At 70.2% G+C, this 19637-nt stretch carries 19 protein-coding genes and 1 tRNA gene; 9 read left to right on the top strand and 11 right to left on the bottom strand.

Annotated elements, in window-relative coordinates; translation table 11 throughout:
• Position 1: 1 nt before the first annotated feature.
• Positions 2-934, top strand: coding sequence for a M56 family metallopeptidase (locus ACFPQ9_RS11165; protein WP_380850599.1), 933 nt, complete (start codon positions 2-4; stop codon positions 932-934).
• 55 nt (positions 935-989) lie between these two features.
• Positions 990-2387, top strand: a complete 1398-nt coding sequence (locus ACFPQ9_RS11160; RefSeq protein ID WP_380850596.1) for an LCP family protein — start codon at positions 990-992, stop codon at positions 2385-2387.
• 59 nt (positions 2388-2446) lie between these two features.
• Here the strand turns inward: ACFPQ9_RS11160 and ACFPQ9_RS11155 are convergent, their stop codons facing one another.
• Positions 2447-2902, bottom strand: a complete 456-nt coding sequence (locus ACFPQ9_RS11155; protein WP_380850593.1) for a tellurite resistance TerB family protein — start codon at positions 2900-2902, stop codon at positions 2447-2449.
• 93 nt (positions 2903-2995) lie between these two features.
• Between ACFPQ9_RS11155 and ACFPQ9_RS11150 the strand changes: the two genes are divergently transcribed.
• Positions 2996-4132, top strand: coding sequence for an acyltransferase family protein (locus tag ACFPQ9_RS11150; RefSeq protein ID WP_380850591.1), 1137 nt, complete (start codon positions 2996-2998; stop codon positions 4130-4132).
• Positions 4133-4225: 93 nt separating this feature from the next.
• A complete protein-coding gene (locus ACFPQ9_RS11145) occupies positions 4226-5011 on the top strand; it encodes a calcium-binding protein (protein ID WP_380850588.1) in 786 nt (261 codons plus the stop codon).
• Positions 5012-5044: 33 nt separating this feature from the next.
• Here ACFPQ9_RS11145 and ACFPQ9_RS11140 read toward each other — a convergent pair whose 3' ends face one another.
• The 5 genes from ACFPQ9_RS11140 to ACFPQ9_RS11120 form a co-directional block, all read right to left on the bottom strand.
• A complete protein-coding gene (locus ACFPQ9_RS11140) occupies positions 5045-5701 on the bottom strand; it encodes a DUF1326 domain-containing protein (protein WP_380850585.1) in 657 nt (218 codons plus the stop codon).
• Positions 5702-5950: 249 nt separating this feature from the next.
• The gene (locus ACFPQ9_RS11135; protein WP_380850582.1) at positions 5951-6787 is read right to left on the bottom strand and encodes a DUF2182 domain-containing protein; all 837 of its coding nucleotides are present in this window, start codon (positions 6785-6787) and stop codon (positions 5951-5953) included.
• 403 nt (positions 6788-7190) lie between these two features.
• A tRNA-Pro gene (locus tag ACFPQ9_RS11130) sits at positions 7191-7264 on the bottom strand.
• 33 nt (positions 7265-7297) lie between these two features.
• Entirely contained in the window at positions 7298-8107 is an 810-nt protein-coding gene (locus ACFPQ9_RS11125; protein WP_380850579.1) for a Pr6Pr family membrane protein, read from the bottom strand.
• Between the two features lie 155 nt (positions 8108-8262).
• Positions 8263-9189, bottom strand: coding sequence for a metallophosphoesterase (locus ACFPQ9_RS11120; RefSeq protein WP_380850576.1), 927 nt, complete (start codon positions 9187-9189; stop codon positions 8263-8265).
• Positions 9190-9342: 153 nt separating this feature from the next.
• Here ACFPQ9_RS11120 and ACFPQ9_RS11115 point away from each other — a divergent pair, with 153 nt between their 5' ends.
• Complete coding sequence (locus ACFPQ9_RS11115; protein ID WP_380850573.1) at positions 9343-9807, top strand: GatB/YqeY domain-containing protein; 465 nt, start codon at positions 9343-9345, stop codon at positions 9805-9807.
• Positions 9808-9977: 170 nt separating this feature from the next.
• On the opposite strand, the gene ACFPQ9_RS11110 is transcribed toward ACFPQ9_RS11115, so the two are convergent.
• Positions 9978-12266 (bottom strand): transglycosylase domain-containing protein, encoded by a 2289-nt coding sequence (locus ACFPQ9_RS11110; RefSeq protein ID WP_380850570.1) that lies wholly within the window; start codon positions 12264-12266, stop codon positions 9978-9980.
• 485 nt (positions 12267-12751) lie between these two features.
• On the opposite strand from ACFPQ9_RS11110, the gene wblA reads away from it, so the two are divergent.
• Positions 12752-13090, top strand: coding sequence for a transcriptional regulator WblA (gene wblA / locus ACFPQ9_RS11105; RefSeq protein ID WP_380850567.1), 339 nt, complete (start codon positions 12752-12754; stop codon positions 13088-13090).
• 91 nt (positions 13091-13181) lie between these two features.
• On the opposite strand, the gene bagB is transcribed toward wblA, so the two are convergent.
• The gene (gene bagB, locus ACFPQ9_RS11100) at positions 13182-14675 is read right to left on the bottom strand and encodes an ATPase BagB (protein ID WP_380850564.1); all 1494 of its coding nucleotides are present in this window, start codon (positions 14673-14675) and stop codon (positions 13182-13184) included.
• A gap of 73 nt (positions 14676-14748) precedes the next feature.
• Positions 14749-15726 carry an ATPase BagA gene (bagA, locus tag ACFPQ9_RS11095; protein WP_380850561.1) on the bottom strand — a complete coding sequence of 326 codons (978 nt, stop codon included), beginning with the start codon at positions 15724-15726 and terminating at the stop codon, positions 14749-14751.
• A 106-nt stretch (positions 15727-15832) separates the two neighbouring features.
• On the opposite strand from bagA, the gene ACFPQ9_RS11090 reads away from it, so the two are divergent.
• The 3 genes from ACFPQ9_RS11090 (at position 15833) to ACFPQ9_RS11080 (ending at position 17488) form a co-directional block, all read left to right on the top strand.
• Positions 15833-15991 carry a DUF4177 domain-containing protein gene (locus tag ACFPQ9_RS11090; RefSeq protein WP_003967454.1) on the top strand — a complete coding sequence of 53 codons (159 nt, stop codon included), beginning with the start codon at positions 15833-15835 and terminating at the stop codon, positions 15989-15991.
• The gene (locus tag ACFPQ9_RS11085) at positions 15988-16455 is read left to right on the top strand and encodes a RidA family protein (protein WP_380850558.1); all 468 of its coding nucleotides are present in this window, start codon (positions 15988-15990) and stop codon (positions 16453-16455) included. Before ACFPQ9_RS11090 ends, ACFPQ9_RS11085 begins: the two co-directional genes overlap by 4 nt.
• A 211-nt stretch (positions 16456-16666) precedes the next feature.
• Complete coding sequence (locus ACFPQ9_RS11080) at positions 16667-17488, top strand: nucleotidyltransferase domain-containing protein (protein WP_380850555.1); 822 nt, start codon at positions 16667-16669, stop codon at positions 17486-17488.
• Positions 17489-17570: 82 nt separating this feature from the next.
• On the opposite strand, the gene ACFPQ9_RS11075 is transcribed toward ACFPQ9_RS11080, so the two are convergent.
• Positions 17571-18401, bottom strand: coding sequence for an MBL fold metallo-hydrolase (locus ACFPQ9_RS11075; RefSeq protein WP_380850552.1), 831 nt, complete (start codon positions 18399-18401; stop codon positions 17571-17573).
• 64 nt (positions 18402-18465) lie between these two features.
• Complete coding sequence (locus tag ACFPQ9_RS11070) at positions 18466-19332, bottom strand: NUDIX hydrolase (RefSeq protein ID WP_380850549.1); 867 nt, start codon at positions 19330-19332, stop codon at positions 18466-18468.
• Between the last annotated feature and the right edge of the window lie 305 nt (positions 19333-19637).

Below are 19637 nucleotides of genomic sequence, written 5' to 3'. Positions count from 1 at the left end.
CATGGGGGTCTTCGTCTTTCTGCCGCTCGTCCTGCCGCTCACGGCATGGCCGATCGCCCGCCTGGCCGAGCAGCACCTGCATCCCCGCACCGCCACGAGACTGCTCACCGCGGTCGCCGCGGTGATGGCGGCGTGCAGCACCGTGTGCCTGGCCCTGGCCATGGTCGTCGGCACCGCTCAACTGCCCGGCAACCCGCTGCCCGACGGCTGGTCGGACCCCGAGGTGCGAGCGGCCGTGCCCTATGACGAGGTCGTCGGCAAGGCGGCGATCCCGGCCCTGTGCGCGGTGGTCGTGGCCTGCGCCCGGACCCTGTGGCGGCACGCCCGGGTGCGCCGCCGGGCCCACCGGGCGCTGACCGGCCTGCCGGGCACCGGGGTCGCCGTCCTGCCCGACGCGCTGCCGTACGCGTACGCCCTGCCCGGCGGGCGGCGCGACCGCGTGGTGGTGACCACCGGCCTGCTGGACCACCTCGAACCCGCCGAACGCCGGGCGCTGTTCGCCCATGAGCGGGCCCATCTGACCGAGCGCCACCACCGTTTCCTGCTCGCCGTCCAACTGGCCGCGCGCGCCAACCCGTTCCTGCGCCCGCTGCGTACGGCGGTGTCGTACACGGCGGAACGCTGGGCCGACGAGGCCGCGGCCCAGGCGGTCGGCAGCCGCCGGACGGTGGCGTGCGCGATCGGCAGGGCGGCGCTGGTGTCCCGGGGCGCGCCGGTCGCGACGCTGGCCGGCTTCGCGGCGCCGGGTCCCGTGCCGCGCCGGGTCGCCGCGCTGCTCGGGCCCGCCCCGGTGGCGCGCCGCTGGCCGTCGCTGTTCACCTCGGTGGGCCTCGCGGTGTGGTGCGCGGCCGTGGGAACGGCCGTATCGGCGATGTCGTCGGCGAACTCGGCGGTGACGATGGTCCTCATCCTGCACGCGGCGACGCCCCTGTGACCCGGGGCGCGTTATCGGCCGGGCGGGGCAACGGAATCGAGGGGGAGGGACGTTGATGAGCGGAACGGGGAGACGGCGGCGTACGGCGGCCGGGGCGGGGAGCGTGGCAGGCGCGGCACGGCCGACCCGGCGGGGGCGGATTCTGGCGTGGAGCGCGGGGGTGACCTCGGCGGTCGTCCTGGGGGTCGCCGGCGTCGGCGCCTGGGTCTACCAGGACCTCGACGACAACATCAGGTCGGCCGACGTGGACGACCGGATCGGCGGTGACCGGCCGGTCAATCTCAGCCCCGGCTCGAAGAACATCCTCGTCGTCGGCTCCGACAGCCGCGACGGCGCCAACGCGCGGTACGGCAAGGACCTGACCACCATGCAGTCGGACACGCTGATGGTGCTGCACGTGCCCGCGAACCGGAAGTGGGCCACCGTCGTGTCGTTCCCGCGCGACTCCTGGGTGGGCATACCGGCCTGCGACAAGGGCGACGGCAGCAGCTCCGCCCCGCACCACTTCAAGATCAACGAGGCGTTCGCGATCGGCGGCGGCGGTGGCGAGGTCGCCGGGGCGGCCGCCTGCTCCATCAAGACGGTCGAGGCCAACACGGGGCTGCGCATCGACCACTTCATGTCCGTGGACTTCCAGGGCTTCAAGGGCATGGTGGACGCCCTGGACGGCATCGAGGTCTGCCCCGAGGAGGCCATCCACTCCAAGAAGGCCCGGCTCGACCTGGAGCCCGGCTGTCAGACCGTCCGCGGGGAACAGGCACTCGGCTATGTGCGGGTCCGCTACGGCGTCGGGGACAACTCCGACATCGGTCGCATCGGACGTCAGCAGGAGTTCATGGACGCCCTGGCCGCCAAGGCGCAGTCCAAGCTCACCAGCCCGAACTCCCTCTACGGCTTTCTGAGGTCCGCCACCAAGTCCCTGACCACGGACCCCGACCTGGCCGGCATCAAGCCGCTGTACGGCCTCGCGTCGGAGCTCAAGGGAATTCCGCGCGACCGCCTGACCTTCCTCACGGTCCCCAACTACCCGCGCGAGGCGGACATCCCCACCGACAGGGCCAACGTCGTCTGGCAGTACCCGCAGGCCGCCGACCTGTTCACCGCCCTGGCCAAGGACGAGGAGGTCGACAAGAAGCGGCTGGAGGCGGACGCGAAGGACCCGCTGTACGCCTCCGCCGTGCGCGTCCAGGTCCTCAACGGCACCTCGGTCCAGGGCCTGGCCGGCACCGTCGCGGAGCGGCTGCGCACGGCCGGGATCACGGTCACGGGCACCGGCAACGCACCCGAGAACACCGGCACCACCACGGTCACCCACCCGCCCGGCCTGGAGAAACAGGCCAGGGCGCTCGCCACACGGCTGCCCGGGGCCAGGGCCGCGCGGGCGCCGGACGCCACGCCCGGCGTGGTCACCCTGGTCGTGGGCAAGGACCTCGACCCCGAACGCATCCGCTGACCGGCCCCGCGCCGCACGGACGGGGACCGGCCGGGTGCGGATGCGCGACTCTCGGAGTCTCAGAGGTCGAACTCGTGCGGCGGCAGGCCGAGCGCGTAGCACGCCTCGCGGACCACGGCCTGCTCGTCCTTGTCGAAGTCGCCGTCGGCGCCGCCGATGACGATGCCGATCTGGACCACGGCACGTGCCTCGGCGGGCTTCTTCTTCGCCTTGGCGACCTCCTGCATCACGCTCACCTTGCCGAAGTCGAAGTCGCTGGTGAGCCGGTCGAGGTTCTCCTCGAAACGGCGGCGCAGATCGTCGGCGGGGAAGTTCTGCAGCACCTCGTTGCCGGCGATCAGCTGGGCCACGCGCTGCCGCTCGGAGGGGTCGACGGTGCCGTCCGCGGCGGCGACGAGCGCGCACATGGCCATGCTCGCGTCGCGGAAGGCACCGCTCTTCAGGTCGTTCTTCTTCGCCACCAGCTGGGTCTGCATCGTCGATGCGGACTCCTTGATGCGGTCCCACAGGGCCATGAGAACTCCATACGATCGATAGCTTCTACAGTACTGTAGAAGCTATCAGGTGGGGTTGAGCCGGGACCGGCCGATGTGCTTAGGGTGCTGGCAATGCTGCTCCCCACAAGCGCCACACCGGTAACAGACGCCACTGCCGCACCGGAGCGACGACAGGCTCCGCCGCCGTCGGCGGAAGCGGGGGAGAGACAGGCACCGACAGGGCGGGACCCCTTCCTCGACAACGCCAAGTACCTGGCGATCGTCCTGGTCGCGGTGGGGCACGCCTGGGAGCCCCTGCGCGAGGGGAGCAGGACGGTCACCGCCCTGTACACGCTCGTGTACGCCTTCCACATGCCGGTGTTCGCCGTGATCGCGGGCTATTTCTCGCGCGGCTTCGAGGCGACCCCGAGAAAACTCGGCGGCCTGCTCAAGCGCACGGTGCTGCCCTACGTGCTCTTCGAGACGGCCTACACCTTCTTCACCCGCTGGAGCAGCGAGGACCCCGACCGCCCGGTCACCCTCCTCGACCCGCTCTACCTGACCTGGTTCCTCGCGGCCCTGTTCATCTGGCGTCTGACGTCCCCGATCTGGAGGACGGTGCGCCGACCGCTCCCATGGGCCCTCACCATCGCCGCCCTGGCCACGCTCTCCCCGTCCATCGGCGACGACCTCGACCTCCAGCGGGTCGCGCAGTTCCTGCCGTACTTCGTGCTGGGCCTGTGCCTGAAGCCCGAGCACCTGCGGCTGCTGCACCGCCGCGAGGCCCGCCTCCTGGCCGCACCGGTCCTGGCCTGCGCACTGGTGGTGGCGTACTGGGCGGTGCCGAGGATGAACTACGCCTGGTTCTTCCACAACGACAGCGCGACGGCCCTGGGGGCGCCGGTGTGGTCCGGCCCCGTCATGACGCTGGCGACGTTCGGCTGCTCGGTGACACTCGTCTGCGCTTTCCTCGCGTGGGTACCGGGCGGCGGAAGATGGTTCACAACCCTGGGCGCGGGCACCCTCTACGCCTACCTCCTGCACGGCTTCCTCGCCCAGGCGGCCGAGCACTGGGGCCTGTACCGCCTGCCCTGGCTCCACCAGCCGGCGGGCGTCGCCACGGTCACGCTGCTGGCAGCGGTGGTCATCACTTTCCTGTGCGCACCTGCTGTGCAACGCCCGTTCCGCCGGGTGTTGGAACGGCGGATGCGCCGATATCCCGAATTAACCCGTGGTGAACCGTTGCCCAACGCCGTACGCTCCCCTTGATCATCACTGATCACCTCCGATCATCGCTGACGTCTCAGATGTGGCTGACGTCTCTGATCCTTCTGGTGATCCAAGACTTCGTGGGGGATATTCATGGGCACAATCGGGCGCTTCGCCCTGCTCGGCACCAGCCTCGCGCTGGTCGCCGGCGCCATCGGCACCACCGCCGCCCAGGCGGCCGACGGCGGCGCGGGCGACATCACGATCGACAAGGTCGTCGTCAACGGCGGCAAGCCGGTCGTGGTCGGTACCACCAAGGTGGTGTCCGCCAAGGTCTCCGTGACCGCCACGGACGACTCCGGCATCGCCGAGACGACGTACATCAGCGCCTCCGGCCCGACGCCGAACTACGCGCAGATCTGGGCGGACGACGGCGACATCACATGCGTCGAGGTGAGCGCCACGACGTCCACATGCTCGGGCACGCTGACGTTCGACCCGCAGGCGTCGACCGGCTTCGTCGACAACAACGCGGCGGCCACCTGGAATCTCCGCACGCTGGTCTCCGCCAACGACCTCGACTACATCCACCGGGACGCGGCCACCACGTTCAAGGTGCAGCGCGCCTCGCAGCTCACCGTGAACGCCTCCCCGGAACCGGTGAAGAAGGGCAAGACCATCACGGTCACCGGCAAGCTCTCCCGGGCCAACTGGGAGGACAACAAGTACCACGGCTACACGAACCAGTCGGTGAAGCTGCAGTTCCGCAAGAAGGGCAGCAGCACCTACACCACGGTGAAGACCATCAAGTCCAACTCGACGGGCAACCTCAAGACGACCCTCACCGCCTCCACCGACGGCTACTTCCGCTACAGCTTCGCCGGCACGGCGACAACTCCAGCGGCCAACGCGACGGGCGACTTCGTGGACGTGCAGTAGCCACGCGGCACGACCGACCGCTTTGCGCCGGCTTCAGTCAGGGCCGCTCCAGTCGAATGGGAAGTACTTGCTCGACTTGCCCGAGCGTTCCCAGGAGAAGCCGAATGCGTCGGCGCGGTCGACGGTGGCTCGGCCCCACGTGGCGACCTGGCCCGGCCCCACCTCGGCGCCCGGGGCGTTGTGGACCTGGACGCGAGCGCCATCTGGGGTGGTGGGGCCGGTGAGAGCCTCGGCGCTCGCCGTGACACGGCCTGGGATCTCGGCTCGCCAGGCGGCAAGGTCCTCGTCGATCTCCACATCGATGGGGGCGATGTCCATGCCACGCATCTCGGGGTGGAACATCGCTCCGAACTGGGCCGGCCATCCGCCCGCCTCACCACCGAAGACGGCCCCGAGGGCGGCCCGCTGCTGGTCGTCGGCGCGTTCGTCGAGGAAGACCGCGGCGTACGGATCGGTGTGCGTGCCGGCCCACGGGTTGCCCTCGAAGGAGCCGAGCATCAGGACGTTGAGATCGTCGAGCCGTACGTCGCCGAAGTTGCCTTCCCGGATGTGCCAGACCAGTACGCCTTCGCAGTCGCCGTAGGTCGGGGGCTGCGCGAACGTGCAGGGGCAGGGTATGGCGCACTTGCACACATCGAACCAGTCGCCGGTCAGGTGCCAGCGTGTACCGGTGGTGGCCTGTTCTGTCATCTCGCTTCCCTCCTGCCGAGCCCGAAGGGGCCCACTCGGAGTGGCGAGACCGCGTGTCCCGAGCCCGCTCCCGGGATCGGGAGGGTGGCCTCCCCTCCAGCTTGCACCCCACGTCCCGGGCGGGGAACCGGTCCCCGTCGGCAATCGCCCCGTCGGCGGCTCGGTGCTGACGCGGGTGTGGCCGGACACGGCACTCAGGGCTCTTCGGTGGACCGTGCGCCGGGCGGCGGACCTGGCACGTACGGGGGATCACATGCCGCCCATGGACGGCATCGAGCCCTGCAGCCCCGGCAGCAGCCAGTCCTGAAACGGTGCGAGCACGGCCAGGACGAGGAAGGCGACGCCCACGACGCCGGTCAGAAGCAAGCCGCGGGACCACAGCTTCTCCAGGAAGATCACCAAGGCCAGTGCGGCCATCGCCGCCACGTTCATCACGCCGAGGGGAACGAGCACGACCATCAGCCCGGCGCAGCAGCCCACGCAGTAGGCGCCGTGGTGGACGCCCACGCGCAGGTCGCGGGCCGGTCGCCGGAAGCCGGCGTAGCGCACCAGATGGCCCAGCGGATCGCGGCAGTGCCGCAGACAGACGTGCTTGAGAGGGCCGAGTTGGTAGAGGCCGGCGAGCAGGAAGGCGATCGAGCCGATCCAGCGTCCGGCGGTCGGATGGTCGTCCACAAGGCCGCCGGTGACGGCCAGGGCCCCGTAGGCGAGCAGTCCGAAGGCAGTCCACACCAGCAGATATCCGCCCACGAACTCGACGTTCCGGGCGACCCGTGCCCAGCCGGAGGACTGCCGCCCGATGCCTCGCACCCAGGTGATGGCCACCGGTGCCATGGACGGCAGCATCATGGCCGCCATCATCGTCACCCAGAGCAACAGGAACAGGGGCAGCGCCATCCCCATGGTGCCGGGTTCGACCCCCATGTCCCGGGCCTGTCCGATCGTCAGCGCCCAGGCGGGCACCGCGATCAGGACGACGAGAATCCAGCCGGCCGCGAGATCTCGTGTGGGCAGCAACTTCCCGCCCGCTCCGGTCGGGGCGGGCGACCGAGAGGGTACGAACGCAGTAGCCCAGCTGCGATGCATCGGTGTTGCCTCCTGCGGCTGCTTCCAGAACAGCACACAAGCACCTGCGACGCGACCTGTCCCGCGCGATCCACGCCAACCGGCCAGATTCACGAACGCGCAGGTCCGAGCCACTTGTGCCGAGTCGGGGTGGGCGGCATGCGAACCCACGGTCACCTGAGCTGATGGCCCGCCGGCGTCCACGGATGTTCGCGGTTGTGCGTGGTTGTGCGTGGTGGTGGTCACACGCTCCAGGATCTCCTGGGCCTTGTTCGCGTGTGCTTCGTAGTCCGCCCTGTCCCCCTAGTGGTAGTGATCCAGCGGTAGTGATCGGCACAAGCGCGGCCCTGGAGAAACGGATGCTCTCGCACGCCAGAGGGCCCTCACCAAATCGGTGAGGGCCCTCTGAACTGCTATCTGGCTGTCGGGGTGGCGGGATTTGAACCCACGACCTCTTCGTCCCGAACGAAGCGCGCTGCCAAGCTGCGCTACACCCCGATGTCGCTGCTTGTCGCGGCGACGACGTTTACTTTAGCCCACCGGTGGCTGGAGACGAAATCCGGTTTTCGGGGTGTGGTGGGCGCGGTGGCGGAGTGGGTTGGGGCGGGCGTGGTCGAGGGCCACGAGGAGGATGGCCAGGGCGTAGATGGCGAGGCCGATGAGGAGGGCGTTGCCGAGGACGCTCTTGTAGCCGTGCCGGGCCACGTCGAGGAACGGGTAGAGGTAGCGCCCCGGCGCGCCGGGGGCGAGTAGTTCGCCTCGGGCGAGGGTGAAGGTCAGGTACGCGAGGGGGTAGAGGAGCCACGTCGTGGCCTGGCGCAGGCGCAGATGCCCGGAGGGCGTGAGCAGCAGCCAGTCCAGCAGGGCGGCCACGGGGGTGACCGTGTGCAGGACCTGGTTCGTGATCGCGTGCCAGCCCGTGGGGGCGGTCGCGGTGCCGGCGAGGACGCCCGGCAGGGAGAAGGAGCTCCCCTCGTTCGCCAGGAGCAGGTGGTAGACGAGGCCCGTGATCATGGCGTAGAGCAGCGTGGCGCCCGTCAGGGTCGAGGGGAGCGGGCGGCGCGCGGTCCAGGCGAGGCGTGCCGAGAGGGCGAAGACCAGGGCCAGCAGCATGTTGCTCTGGATCGCGAAGTGACTCAGGGTGCGCAGGGGACTGCCGAGGACCAGTTCCGCGGCCACCGCCGCGGCCGCCGCCACGGCCACCAGGAGGCGGAACGCGGCGGCCGGACGGCGAGGTGTGGGGGTCACCACCGCCGTGGCGGGGACGTGCGAGGGGAACAGGACGGGTATGCCCGGTATAGCGGGGATTTCCGGGATGTCCCTGGGTATCGGGGCGGTCATGCCCTCACGCTAAGCAGTGTGGGCGAAATGGGCGATATGGATGGGCTGGGCGGGTTACGGGACGGGAGTCCCCGCCCGCGGGAGCCCCCCTCCCGTACGGTCGCTGACCGGCTCATTCACCCCGGGCCAGTGACCTCCGCCCGCCAACCATCGACTTACTCCCGCCCCACCAACGTCAGCAACGTCGCCTCCGGAGGGCAAGCGAAGCGGAACGGGGTGTAGCGGTTGGTGCCGCAGCCTGCGGAGACGTGGAGGTATGACGTGCGGCCCTCCGCCGTGTGGGTGGACAGGCCCCTCGCCCGGTCCGTGTCCAGGTCGCAGTTGGTGACCAGGGCGCCGTAGAAGGGGATGCGCAGCTGGCCGCCGTGGGTGTGGCCGGCCAGGATCAGGGGGTAGTCGTCCGCCGTGTACGAGTCCAGGACGCGCAGGTACGGCGCGTGGACCACGCCCATCGCGAAGTCGGCCGCGGACGACGGGCCGCCGGACACCTGCTCGTAGCGGTCCCTCTTGATGTGCGGGTCGTCCAGGCCGGTCAGCTCCACCGACACGCCCTCGACCTTGAGCGTGCCCCGCGTGTTCGTCAGGTTCAGCCAGCCCGCCGTGTCGAACCCGTCGCGCAGGTCCTCCCACGGGTTGTGGATCGCGCCGACGGCGGGGGCGTTGCCGTTCAGGCCGTGCCGGCCCTGGGCCTTCTCCAGCAGATACAGGGCGGGGTTGCGCAGCTTCGGGCCGTAGTAGTCGTTGGAGCCGAAGACGTACGCGCCCGGGAACTCCATCAGCGGCCCCAGTGCGTCCAGCACCTCCGGCACGCCCTCGGGGTCCGACAGGTTGTCGCCCGTGTTGATCACGAAGTCGGGGCGCAGGCCCGCCAGCGAGCGCAGCCAGCGCTGCTTCTTGCGCTGGCCGCCGACCATGTGGATGTCGGAGACCTGGAGGACCCGCAGCGGGCGCATACCGGCCGGCAGAGCCGGGATCGTCACCCGTCGCAGACGGAAGGAACGGGCCTCGAAACCCGCCGAGTACAGCAGTCCGGCGGCGCCAACCGCCGTGATTCCCAGGGGTACTCCGTATCGCGCGCGCATACGACCATCGTGTCAGACCGGCGGAGCCCCCCGTGCCGGACGGGGGACGGACCGCCCACGAGAGCGGCATCGGCGGCCTTCCGTACGGCACCTCCCGCACGCCCCTTGAAATCAACGGGCGTCTGCCGCACCACACCTGCGACAATCGACGCCATGACCACGCTCAAGTCGAAGCTTCAGGAAGACCTCAACGCCGCGATCAAGGAGCGCGACGAGCTCCGCTCCTCGACGCTCCGGCTGACGCTCGCCGCGATCACCAAGGAGGAGGTCGCGGGCAAGGAGAAGCGCGAGCTCTCCGACGACGAGGTGCAGAAGGTGATCACCCGCGAGGCGAAGAAGCGCCGTGAGGCGGCCGAGGCGTTCGCGCAGGGTGGTCGTGCCGAGCAGGCCGAGCGGGAGAAGGCGGAGGGCGAGGTGCTCGCCACGTACCTGCCGAAGCAGCTCGGCGACGACGAGCTGAACCAGATCGTCGCCCAGGCCGTCGAGGAGGCCAAGGCGGCCGGCGCCGAGGGTCCGCGGGCCATGGGCGCCGTCATGAAGATCGTGAACCCGAAGGTCGCCGGGCAGGCCGAGGGCGGCCGGGTGGCCGCGGCGGTCAAGAAGCTGCTCGCGGGCTGACACCCACCCCCACCCAGCGGTCGTATCGACTGCGACTGCGACTGCGACTGCGACTGCGACAGCGACTGCAACGGCGGCGGTCCTTGTTCCCTCCGTATGAGGGGACAAGGACCGCCGCCGTCATTGCTGTGCGACCTATTGCGGCCTATTGCGAGCTATGAGCACGCCGCTCAGTCACGCCCCCCGTTGCCGTTCCCGTTCGACTGGCCCTGCCACCAGCCCTCGGGGATGGAGAAGCTCGGCGTCGGGACCGTGCCGCCGTCGGAGCCGCCGTTGCCGCCGCCGTTGTCCCCGCCGCCGATCAGGCCGCCGATGAGGTTGCCGTCGCCGTTGTTGCCGTCGTCGTTGTCGTCGCCGTCGTCGTCACCCCGGCCCTTGTCGCGGCCGCGGTCCTCCGGGATGCGGATGGTGTTGAACTCCTCGACCGGCTTGCCCTCCAGCGCGCCGAGCATGGCGTCCCGCCAGATCGGGCCCGGCACCCGGCCGCCGTAGACCAGGTCGTTGTACACGCCGCCGATGTAGATGTTGCGCATCTTGACCTTCTGGGTGGCGCTGCCGACCCAGACGGCGCCCGAGAGGTTCGGCGTGTAGCCGACGAACCAGGCGTTGCGGCGCTCGTCCGTCGTACCGGTCTTGCCGGCGCTGTCGCGGTCGGTGAGGCCGGCTTCCTTACCCGTACCGGAGTCGACCACGCCCTGCAGCAGGGTGCTGATGGTGTCCGCGGTCTGCTCGGACATCGCTCGCGAGCAGGTCGACTTCGGCACCTCCAATGACTTCTGCTGGCCGCCGACCTTCTGCGAGATCGACTCGATGGCGATCGGCGTGCAGTACATGCCGCGGGAGGCGAAGGCGGCGTACGCGCTCGCCATCGTCAGCGGCGAGAGGCCCACCGAGCCGAGGGTGATGGCGGGGGTCTCCGGGAGCTTGTCCCCGTTGCCCTGCCGGACCTGCAGCTTGTCGGTGATGTTGACCACCGGGCACAGGCCGATGTCGGCGACCATCTGCACGAAGTAGGTGTTGACCGACAGCTCCATCGCCTTCTTCAGACGGTAGGGGCCGCGCTCCGACTCGCTCTCGTTCTCCACCGGCTCGCCCTTCAGGTTGGTCCATGGCGAGCTGTCGCACGTCTGGACCGGGCTCGGGTACTCCATCTCGTACGGCGACGAGTACTCCTGCGTCGGCGGCCGACCCTCCTCCAGCGCGGCCGCCGCGACGAACGGCTTGAACGTCGAACCGGTCGGGAAGCCGTAGTTGGAGCCGCCGTACGCCTTGTCGACGGAGTAGTTGAGCTCGGTCTCGTTCTTGCCGAAGCCGTACGGCTTCGACTGGCCCATGCCGAGGATCTTGCCGGTGCCGGGCTCGACGAGGGTGGCCGCGGCGGCGACCTTGTCGTCCTGGTAGACGTGATCCTTGAGCGAGGCCTGGACCGACTTCTGGGACTGCGGGTCCAGGGTCGTCGTGATGGTCAGGCCGCCCTGGTTCCAGATCTTGGCGCGGGCCTCGCGGTTCTTGCCGAAGACCGGGTCGCTGAGGAAGACCTTCTCGACGTACTTGCAGAAGAAGCTGGCGCCCCGGACCGCGGTGATGCAGCCGTTCTTGGGCTTGCTGACCTTCAGCCCCAGCGGCGTCTCCTTGGCCTCGTCCGCCTCCGCCTGGGGGATGTCACCCATGTCGGCCATGCGCTGGAGGACGACGTTGCGCCGCTTGGTGGCCTCGGCCTCGTCGTTGACCGGGTCGTAGCGGCTCGGCGACTGGACGATGCCGGCGAGCAGCGCCGCCTCCTGGACCTTGAGGTCCTTGGCGGACTTGGAGAAGTAGCGCTGGGCGGCGGCCTCGACGCCGTACGCCTGCTGGCCGAAGAACGTGATGTTCAGGTAGTTCTCGAGGATCTTCTTCTTGCCGAGCTCCTCCTCCACCTGGATCGCGTACTTCAGCTCCTTGATCTTGCGTCCGAGCGTCTGCTGGGTGGCCTGCGCGACCTTCGTCGCGTCGTTGCCGGCCTCCTCCACGAAGACGTTCTTCACATACTGCTGCGTCAGCGTCGACGCGCCCTCGCTGACGCCGCCGCTCTGGGCGTTGCGGTTGAGGGCGCGCAGGACGCCCTTCAGGTCGACCGCGCCGTGCTGGTAGAAGCGGGCGTCCTCGATCGCGACGATCGCCTTCTGCATGTACGGCGAGATGTCCTTGAGGTCGACCACCGTACGGTCACGCGAGTAGACCGTGGCGATCGTGCCGCCCTCGGCGTCCAGGATCGTGGTGCGCTGGCTCAGTGGGGGCGTCCTGAGGTTGGCCGGGAGTTCGTCGAAGCTCTCGACGGATCCCTTGGCCGCGAGCCCCAGCGCGCCGACGGCGGGCAGCGCGATACCGGCCAGCACGGCTCCCGCGAGCACACTGACACCGAGGAACTTGGCGGCCTGCTGCGTCGGCGACAGACCACCGCCCGAGCGGTTCTTTGGCATGGAGGCAGCCTAAACCGTAGACATGAGCGAACCGAGGGCCGACCGCGCGGGAGCCGGGCACGGCGACGTGAGACATGCCATGCGCACGGATGCGGCCCATTCGCCGGACAGGCGTACAGGCCTTGGCCTAAGCTGCTCTCAACTGTCACAGCAGTGCGGCCACGTATCAATACGTCCGGCGACCCCGAATCGTTCTGGCGGTAGCCCACTTTTTGGTGGGGGCGTGTCCGAATCCGCCTTGTGTGTCATTCGGCGTCCGTTGTGACTCAACAGAACTGTCCCGGTTTGCCGGGAAAGTCACGCATGTCGCCAGCTCACTCCCCCGGGTGATCTGCCGCTTACGCATAGTCCGTTCGGGCCATTCAAGATTGGGCCCGAAGGGGGTGTTGCGCTGTGCCCACCTTCCGTAACGTCCTCAACTGGCGGCGGTGAATATGCCGCTGCCGCCGTGGGGGAGCCTCGATTCGGGAGAGGACGGCGCCGGTATGGGCTGGGTAGTCGACTGGAGTGCGCAGGCGGCCTGCCGCACTACCGATCCGGATGAACTGTTTGTTCAGGGAGCAGCGCAGAACAGGGCCAAGGCGGTGTGCACCGGCTGCCCGGTGCGCACGGAGTGCCTGGCGGACGCGCTCGACAACCGCGTCGAGTTCGGCGTGTGGGGAGGCATGACGGAGCGGGAACGCCGCGCACTGCTGCGCAGGCGGCCGACCGTCACCTCATGGCGCCGGCTGCTGGAGACGGCAAGGACGGAGTACGAGCGCGGGGCGGGCATCCTGCCGCTCGACGACGACGAGGTGTACGAGAACTTCGCGGCGGTGGGCTGAGGGGCGAGGGGCCACGAGGCCTCCCCTCGGGGCGGATCCGGCAGGTCTGCTGTCAGAACTCGAGATCAGGCCTCGGGATCAGACCGTGGGATCAGACCGCGGGATCAGGCAGCTCCGGCCGATGGGCCGCGAGCCGGTTCCCGATGTCCCGCAGGCCTGTGAGGTCATGCACATCGCCGGGCAGCGCGGCCACCTCGGCCACCGCCACCTCGGGGTGGAGCGCGGTGAAGCGGTCACGCGTGCGCTGCTCGCGGGAGAGCAGCTGCATGCGCTCGGCGTGCAGCCTCAGCAGACTTGCGGCCAGCTGGTCGACGGAGCGCTCCACATGCGGAGCGGCGGATTCCGGGGCGGCCGATTCCGGCTCGCCCGACGGCGGTTCGAGTGATTCCGGCTCACCCGATGGCGGTTCGAGTGATTCCGCGCCAACGGATTCCGGGTCGACGGACTCCGGCTCGTCCGTGGCTGCGGTTCGCTCCATGTCCGTGACGGCGGGGGAGCCTGCGTCTGGAGCCGGTGCCTCGGAAGCGGCTGATTCTGAACTGTCGTACGTGTCGGGAGAGTTACGAAGTCCAGCTTTCCCTCCCTCCTGATCCACAATGCGGGGCTCTTCAAGATTTTCCGCGGCGGCGAGCGCCCGCTCGGCCGACAGCCGGTCGGCGCCGCTGCCGTGGACCCGGTTGAGCACCAGACCCGCGAGCGGCATGTCCTCGGCGGCCAGCCGCTCCACGAAGTACGCGGCCTCGCGCAGCGCGTCCCGCTCGGGCGCCGCCACGACCAGGAACGCGGTCCCGGGCGCCTGAAGCAGCTTGTACGTGGCGTCCGCGCGCGTACGGAACCCGCCGAACATCGAGTCCATGGCCGCCACGAAGGTCTGTACGTCCTTCAGCAGCTGTCCGCCGAGCAGCTTGCCGAGCGCCCCAGTCATCATCGACATGCCGACGTTCAGGAACTTCATCCCCGCGCGCCCGCCGACCTTCGCCGGGGCCAGCAGCACACGGATCAGCTTGCCGTCCAGGAACGAACCGAGCCGTTTCGGAGCGTCAAGGAAGTCCAGCGCGGAGCGGGACGGCGGGGTGTCCACGACGATCAGGTCCCACTCGTCCCTGGCCCGCAGCTGGCCCAGCTTCTCCATCGCCATGTACTCCTGCGTGCCGGCGAAGCCCGCGGAGAGCGACTGGTAGAAGGGGTTGCCCAGGATCGCGGCGGCCCGCTCGGCGTCCGCGTGCGCCTCGACGATCTCGTCGAAGGTGCGCTTCATGTCGAGCATCATCGCGTGCAGCTCGCCGTCGCCCTCCACGCCCTTGACCCGGCGCGGGGTGTTGTCCAGCGAGTCGATGCCCATCGACTGGGCGAGCCGGCGGGCCGGGTCGATGGTGAGCACGACGACCTTGCGCCCGCGCTCGGCCGCCCGCAGCCCCAGCGCCGCAGCCGTCGTGGTCTTGCCGACGCCGCCCGAGCCGCAGCACACCACGATGCGGGTGTTCGGGTCGTCGAGCAGTGGATCGAGGTCCAGCACGCGCTTGGCGGAGAGATGGTGGGGCCGACGGGCGGCGTCCTGTGCCTGTGCCGGTTCCGGACGACTCATGACATCCCCTGCTTCCGACGTACCGCGTACGGCCGCTGACGTTCCGCGTACGGCTCCCGACTTGTGAACGGACTCACGACAGGCCCTGTTCCCGCAGTTCGCCCGCGAGTTCGTACAGGCCGGCCAGGTCCATGCCCTCGGCGAGCAGCGGCAGTTCGTGCACCGGCAGCCCCAAGTCCTCCAGGGCCGTCCGCTGCTCCTGCTCCAGCGCGTACCGCTCGGCGTACTCGTCGGCCTGCGTCAGCAGCGGGGTCACCAGCTTCTCGGCGTTCCCGCCGCGCCGTGCCCCGCCGAGCCCGGCCGAGGACAGCGCCTTGGCGACGGCCGCGCGCGGGACACTGCGCACGAGTTCCAGATCGGTCGCGTCCAACACCTCGGGACGCACCATGTTCACGATGATCCGGCCCACCGGCAGCCGCGCCGCCCGCAGCTCGGCGATCCCGTCCGCGGTCTCCTGGACGGGCATCTCCTCCAGCAGCGTCACCAGGTGCACGGCGGTCTCCGCCGACTTCAGCACCCGCATCACGGCCTGCGCCTGATTGTGTATCGGCCCGATCCTGGCGAGCCCCGCGACCTCGTCGTTGACGTTCAGGAAGCGGGTGATACGCCCGGTGGGCGGCGCGTCCATGACGACACAGTCGTAGACGAACCGCCCGGCCTTGTCCTTGCGCCGCACCGCCTCGCACGCCTTGCCGGTGAGAAGTACGTCTCTCAGCCCCGGCGCGATGGTGGTGGCGAAGTCGATCGCGCCGAGTTTCTTCAGGGCCCGGCCCGCACCGCCCATCTTGTAGAACATCTGGAGGTAGTCCAGAAGGGCCAGTTCGGGGTCTATGGCGAGGGCGTACACCTCCCCGCCCCCTGGAGCGACGGCGATCTTCCGCTCCTCATAGGGCAGCGCCTCTGTCTCGAAGAGCTGCGCGATGCCCTGCCTGCCCTCGACCTCGACGAGAAGCGTCCGCTTCCCCTCGGTGGCGAGGGCGAGCGCGAGCGCGGCGGCGACCGTGGTCTTTCCGGTCCCGCCCTTGCCGCTGACGACCTGGAGCCTGCTCACGCCTTCGAGCCTAACCAGTCGGTGCGCCGACCACGCAGCAGCCTGTGGATAACTTGAGTGCGGTCGGCCGCGTGGCGGCTTGTGGCCAACGGATAAAGTCGGCCACATGACCAAGTGGGAATACGCAACCGTGCCTCTGCTCGTCCACGCCACGAAGCAGATTCTGGACACCTGGGGCGAGGACGGCTGGGAGCTCGTCCAGGTCGTGCCCGGGCCGAACAACCCCGAGCAGCTCGTGGCCTACCTGAAGCGGGAGAAGGCGTGAGCGCGGCCGAGGCGAAGCTCGCCGAGCTGGGCCTGAGGCTCCCGGAGGTCGTGCCGCCGCTGGCCGCGTACCAGCCGGCCGTCCAGTCGGGCGTGTACGTCTACACCGCCGGCCAGCTCCCCATGGTGGACGGCAAGCTTCCGGTCACCGGCAAGGTGGGCGCGGAGGTCACGGCCGAGGAGGCCAAGGACCTCGCCCGCATCTGCGCGCTCAACGCCCTCGCGGCCGTGAAGTCGGTGGCGGGTGACCTTGACCGCATCGCGCGTGTGGTGAAGGTCGTGGGGTTCGTGGCGTCGGCGTCCGACTTCACGGGCCAGCCCGGCGTCATCAACGGCGCGAGCGAACTCCTGGCGGAGGTCCTCGGCGACAAGGGCGTCCACGCGCGCAGCGCGGTGGGCGTGGCTGTGCTGCCGCTGGACGCGCCCGTCGAGGTCGAGGTGCAGGTGGAGTTGACGGGGGCGTAGGCCTTCGGCGATTTGGACGGTGTACGGGGCCGTAGGCCTTCGTTCATCCAGCCGGTGTACGGCGGCTCTCGTACGGTGGCTCTCGTACGGCCGCTCTCGTACGGCGGGTTTTTCGCAGCAGCCTGTTCGGGGTCCCCCGGGCAGGCTGAACATCGCCGGATGGCGTCGTGAATGAGCCGCTCGCGGGCCCTTGGCAGGGCACAGTGGCCCCATGACCGAGACGGTTCTGCGCAGAGGGCTCGACGCCCAGGGGTACATCGCGCGCGAAGGGTCCCTGGGGCGCGTTCCGCGCGCCTTCAGCGCCGTCGTCGCCGCCGCGCGGGACCGTGTGCTGGACGTGTTCGGGGCGCGGATGCACAGCGCCTACCTCTACGGGTCGATTCCTCGCGGCACCGCGCGCGTGGGGCGCAGCGACCTGGATCTGCTGGTCGCCCTGCGCGAGGAGCCCAGCGACGCCGACCGGGCGGACGCGCGCGCCCTCGACGAGGCGCTCGACAAGGAGTTCGCGCAGATCGACGGGGCGGGGACGCTGCTGAGCAGTCGGCGGCAGCTCTTGAGCGACCTGGAGAGGTACGACGGTGGCTGGTTCGTCGCCTGTCTGTGCACGCCCCTGCTGGGGGAGGACCTCGCCGAGTATCTGCCGCGCTACCGGCCCGACACGCTGCTCGCGCGCGAGACGAACGGTGATCTCGGCCTGCTGCTGCCCCGGTGGCGGGCGCGGATCGCCGACGCCGACGACAGCGATGACGCCCGTCGGCCGCTCGTCCGGTTCATGTCGCGGCATCTGGTGCGGACGGGGTTCACGCTCGTCATGCCTCGCTGGGACGGGTGGACCAGCGATCTCGGGGAGATGGCGGAGGCCTTCGGGGCGTACTACCCCGCGCGGGCCGAGCAGCTGCGGGCGTCGGCCGTACTCGGGTACGAGCCGACGGGGGACGCGGGTGTCCTGCGGTCGTACGTCGAGGATCTGGGGCCCTGGCTCGCGGAGGAGTACGCGCGCGTGCACGGGATCAAAGCCCCTCGGCCCGACTGAGCGAGCGGGAGGGTGGGTGGTTGAGGGTGCGGGTGGTCGGGTGGGTGGTTGAGGCTGCGGGCGGGCGGTGGACAGCCGTCGGTCAGATGATGCCGTGCTCCTGCAGGTAGTCCAGCTGCGCCCGTACCGACAGCTCGGCCGCCGGCCACAGGGAGCGGTCCACGTCCGCGTACACATGGGCGACGACCTCGCCCGGAGTGCCGTAGCCGTCCTCGACCGCCGTCTCGACCTGGGCGAGCCGGTGGGCACGGTGGGCGAGGTAGAACTCGACCGCGCCCTGGGCGTCCTCCAGGACCGGCCCGTGGCCCGGCAGGACGGTGCGCACCCCGTCGTCGACCGTGAGGGACCTGAGCCGGCGCAGTGAGTCCAGGTAGTCGCCGAGGCGGCCGTCGGGGTGCGCCACGACCGTCGTGCCGCGGCCCAGGATCGTGTCGCCGGTCACGACGGCGCGGTCGGCCGGGAGATGGAAACAGAGCGAGTCGGCGGTGTGCCCGGGCGTCGGTACGACGTGCAGTTCCAGGCCGCCGACGGTGACCACGTCCCCGGCGCCGAGGCCCTCGTCGCCGAGCCGGAGCGCCGGGTCCAGGGCACGCACGTGTGTGCCGGTCAGTTCGGCGAAGCGGGCCGCGCCCTCGGCGTGGTCCGGGTGGCCGTGGGTGAGCAGGGTCAGGGCGACGCGCTTGCCGGCCCTCTCGGCCGTGGCGACGACGTTGCGCAGGTGTCCGTCGTCGAGCGGGCCGGGGTCGATCACTACGGCCAGGTCGGAGTCGGGTTCCGAGAGGATCCAGGTGTTGGTGCCGTCCAGGGTCATCGCGGAGGCGTTGGGCGCTAGGACGTTGACGGCGCGCGGGGTTGCGGGGCCGGAGAGGACCTCGCCTCGCGGCTGGCCGGGGAGGGCTGCTGCGTTCGTCATGCGGGGCCTTCCGGGGCGGTGGGCGCGGTGGGCACAGGGGGTGCCGTGAGCGCCGGGGGCGGGGTCATGTGGGGGTTCCGCCGGTCGGGATGTGTTTGGTGAACTCGTCATGGCCCGGCCAGGCGAGCACGATCTCGCCGTCCTCCAGGCGGGCCTGGGCGAGGACCGGGGTGAGGTCGCGGTCGGGGGCGGCGGCCAGGGCCTGGGCGGCGCTGTCGTACGGGGTCAGCTGGCGGAGTGTCGCGATGGTCGGCGGCATCATCAGCAGCTCGCCCTTGTCGTACGAGGTGGCGGCTTCCGTGGGGCGGATCCATACGGTGCGGTCGGCCTCGGTGGAGGCGTTGCGCGTGCGTTGGCCCTCCGGGAGGGCGGCGACGAAGAACCAGGTGTCGTAGCGGCGGGGTTCGAACTCCGGGGTGATCCAGCGGGTCCAGGCGCCGAGGAGGTCGGAGCGGAGGGCCAGGCCGCGGCGGTCGAGGAACTCGGCGAAGGAGAGGTCGCGGGCGACGAGGGCGGCGCGGTCGGTCTCCCAGTCCTCGCCGGTGGTGTCGCCCACGACGGAGTCGTCGGTGGGGCCGGCGAGCAGGACGCCGGCCTCCTCGTACGTCTCTCGTACGGCGGCGCAGACGATCGCCTGGGCGGCGGCCTCCTCCAAGCCGAGGCGCTGTGCCCACCACGCGCGCGTGGGGCCCGCCCAGCGGATCTGCTGCTCGTCGCGGGGGTCGACGCCGCCGCCGGGGTAGGCGTACGCGCCGCCTGCGAAGGCCATGGAGCTGCGGCGGCGCAGCATGTGTACGGCTGGGCCGGTGCCGGTGTCCTTGAGCAGCATGACCGTGGCCGCCCGTTTCGGGGCGACGGGGGTGAGACTGCCGTCCGCGAGTGCGCGGATGCGGTCCGGCCACTCCGGTGGGTACCACTGCCCGTTTGCCATGGGCGGAGGCTATCTCTTGGTGCGCTGATGTTCGAGAGGGGCCATGGAGGGCTGGGGTGTGGATGCCTGCGGCGCCTGTGCGGGGTCGGTGGGGGTGTGGATGCCTGTGGCGCCTGTGCGGGGTTGGTGGGGGTGTGGATGCCTGTGGCGCCTGTGCGGGGTCGGTGGGGGTGTGGATGCCTGTGGCGCCTGTGTGGAGTCGGTGGGGGTGTGGATGCCTGCGGCGGCCTGTGGCTGTGGGGTGGGGGTTCGCGTAGCGCCTGCGGGTGCGTTGTGGGTCGGGGCCGCGCCGGGGGGTGGGCGCG

The sequence above is a fragment of the Streptomyces coerulescens genome (assembly GCF_042657965.1).
Lineage (GTDB): Bacteria > Actinomycetota > Actinomycetes > Streptomycetales > Streptomycetaceae > Streptomyces > Streptomyces coerulescens.
This window is presented reverse-complemented; position numbering and strand designations above follow the sequence as displayed.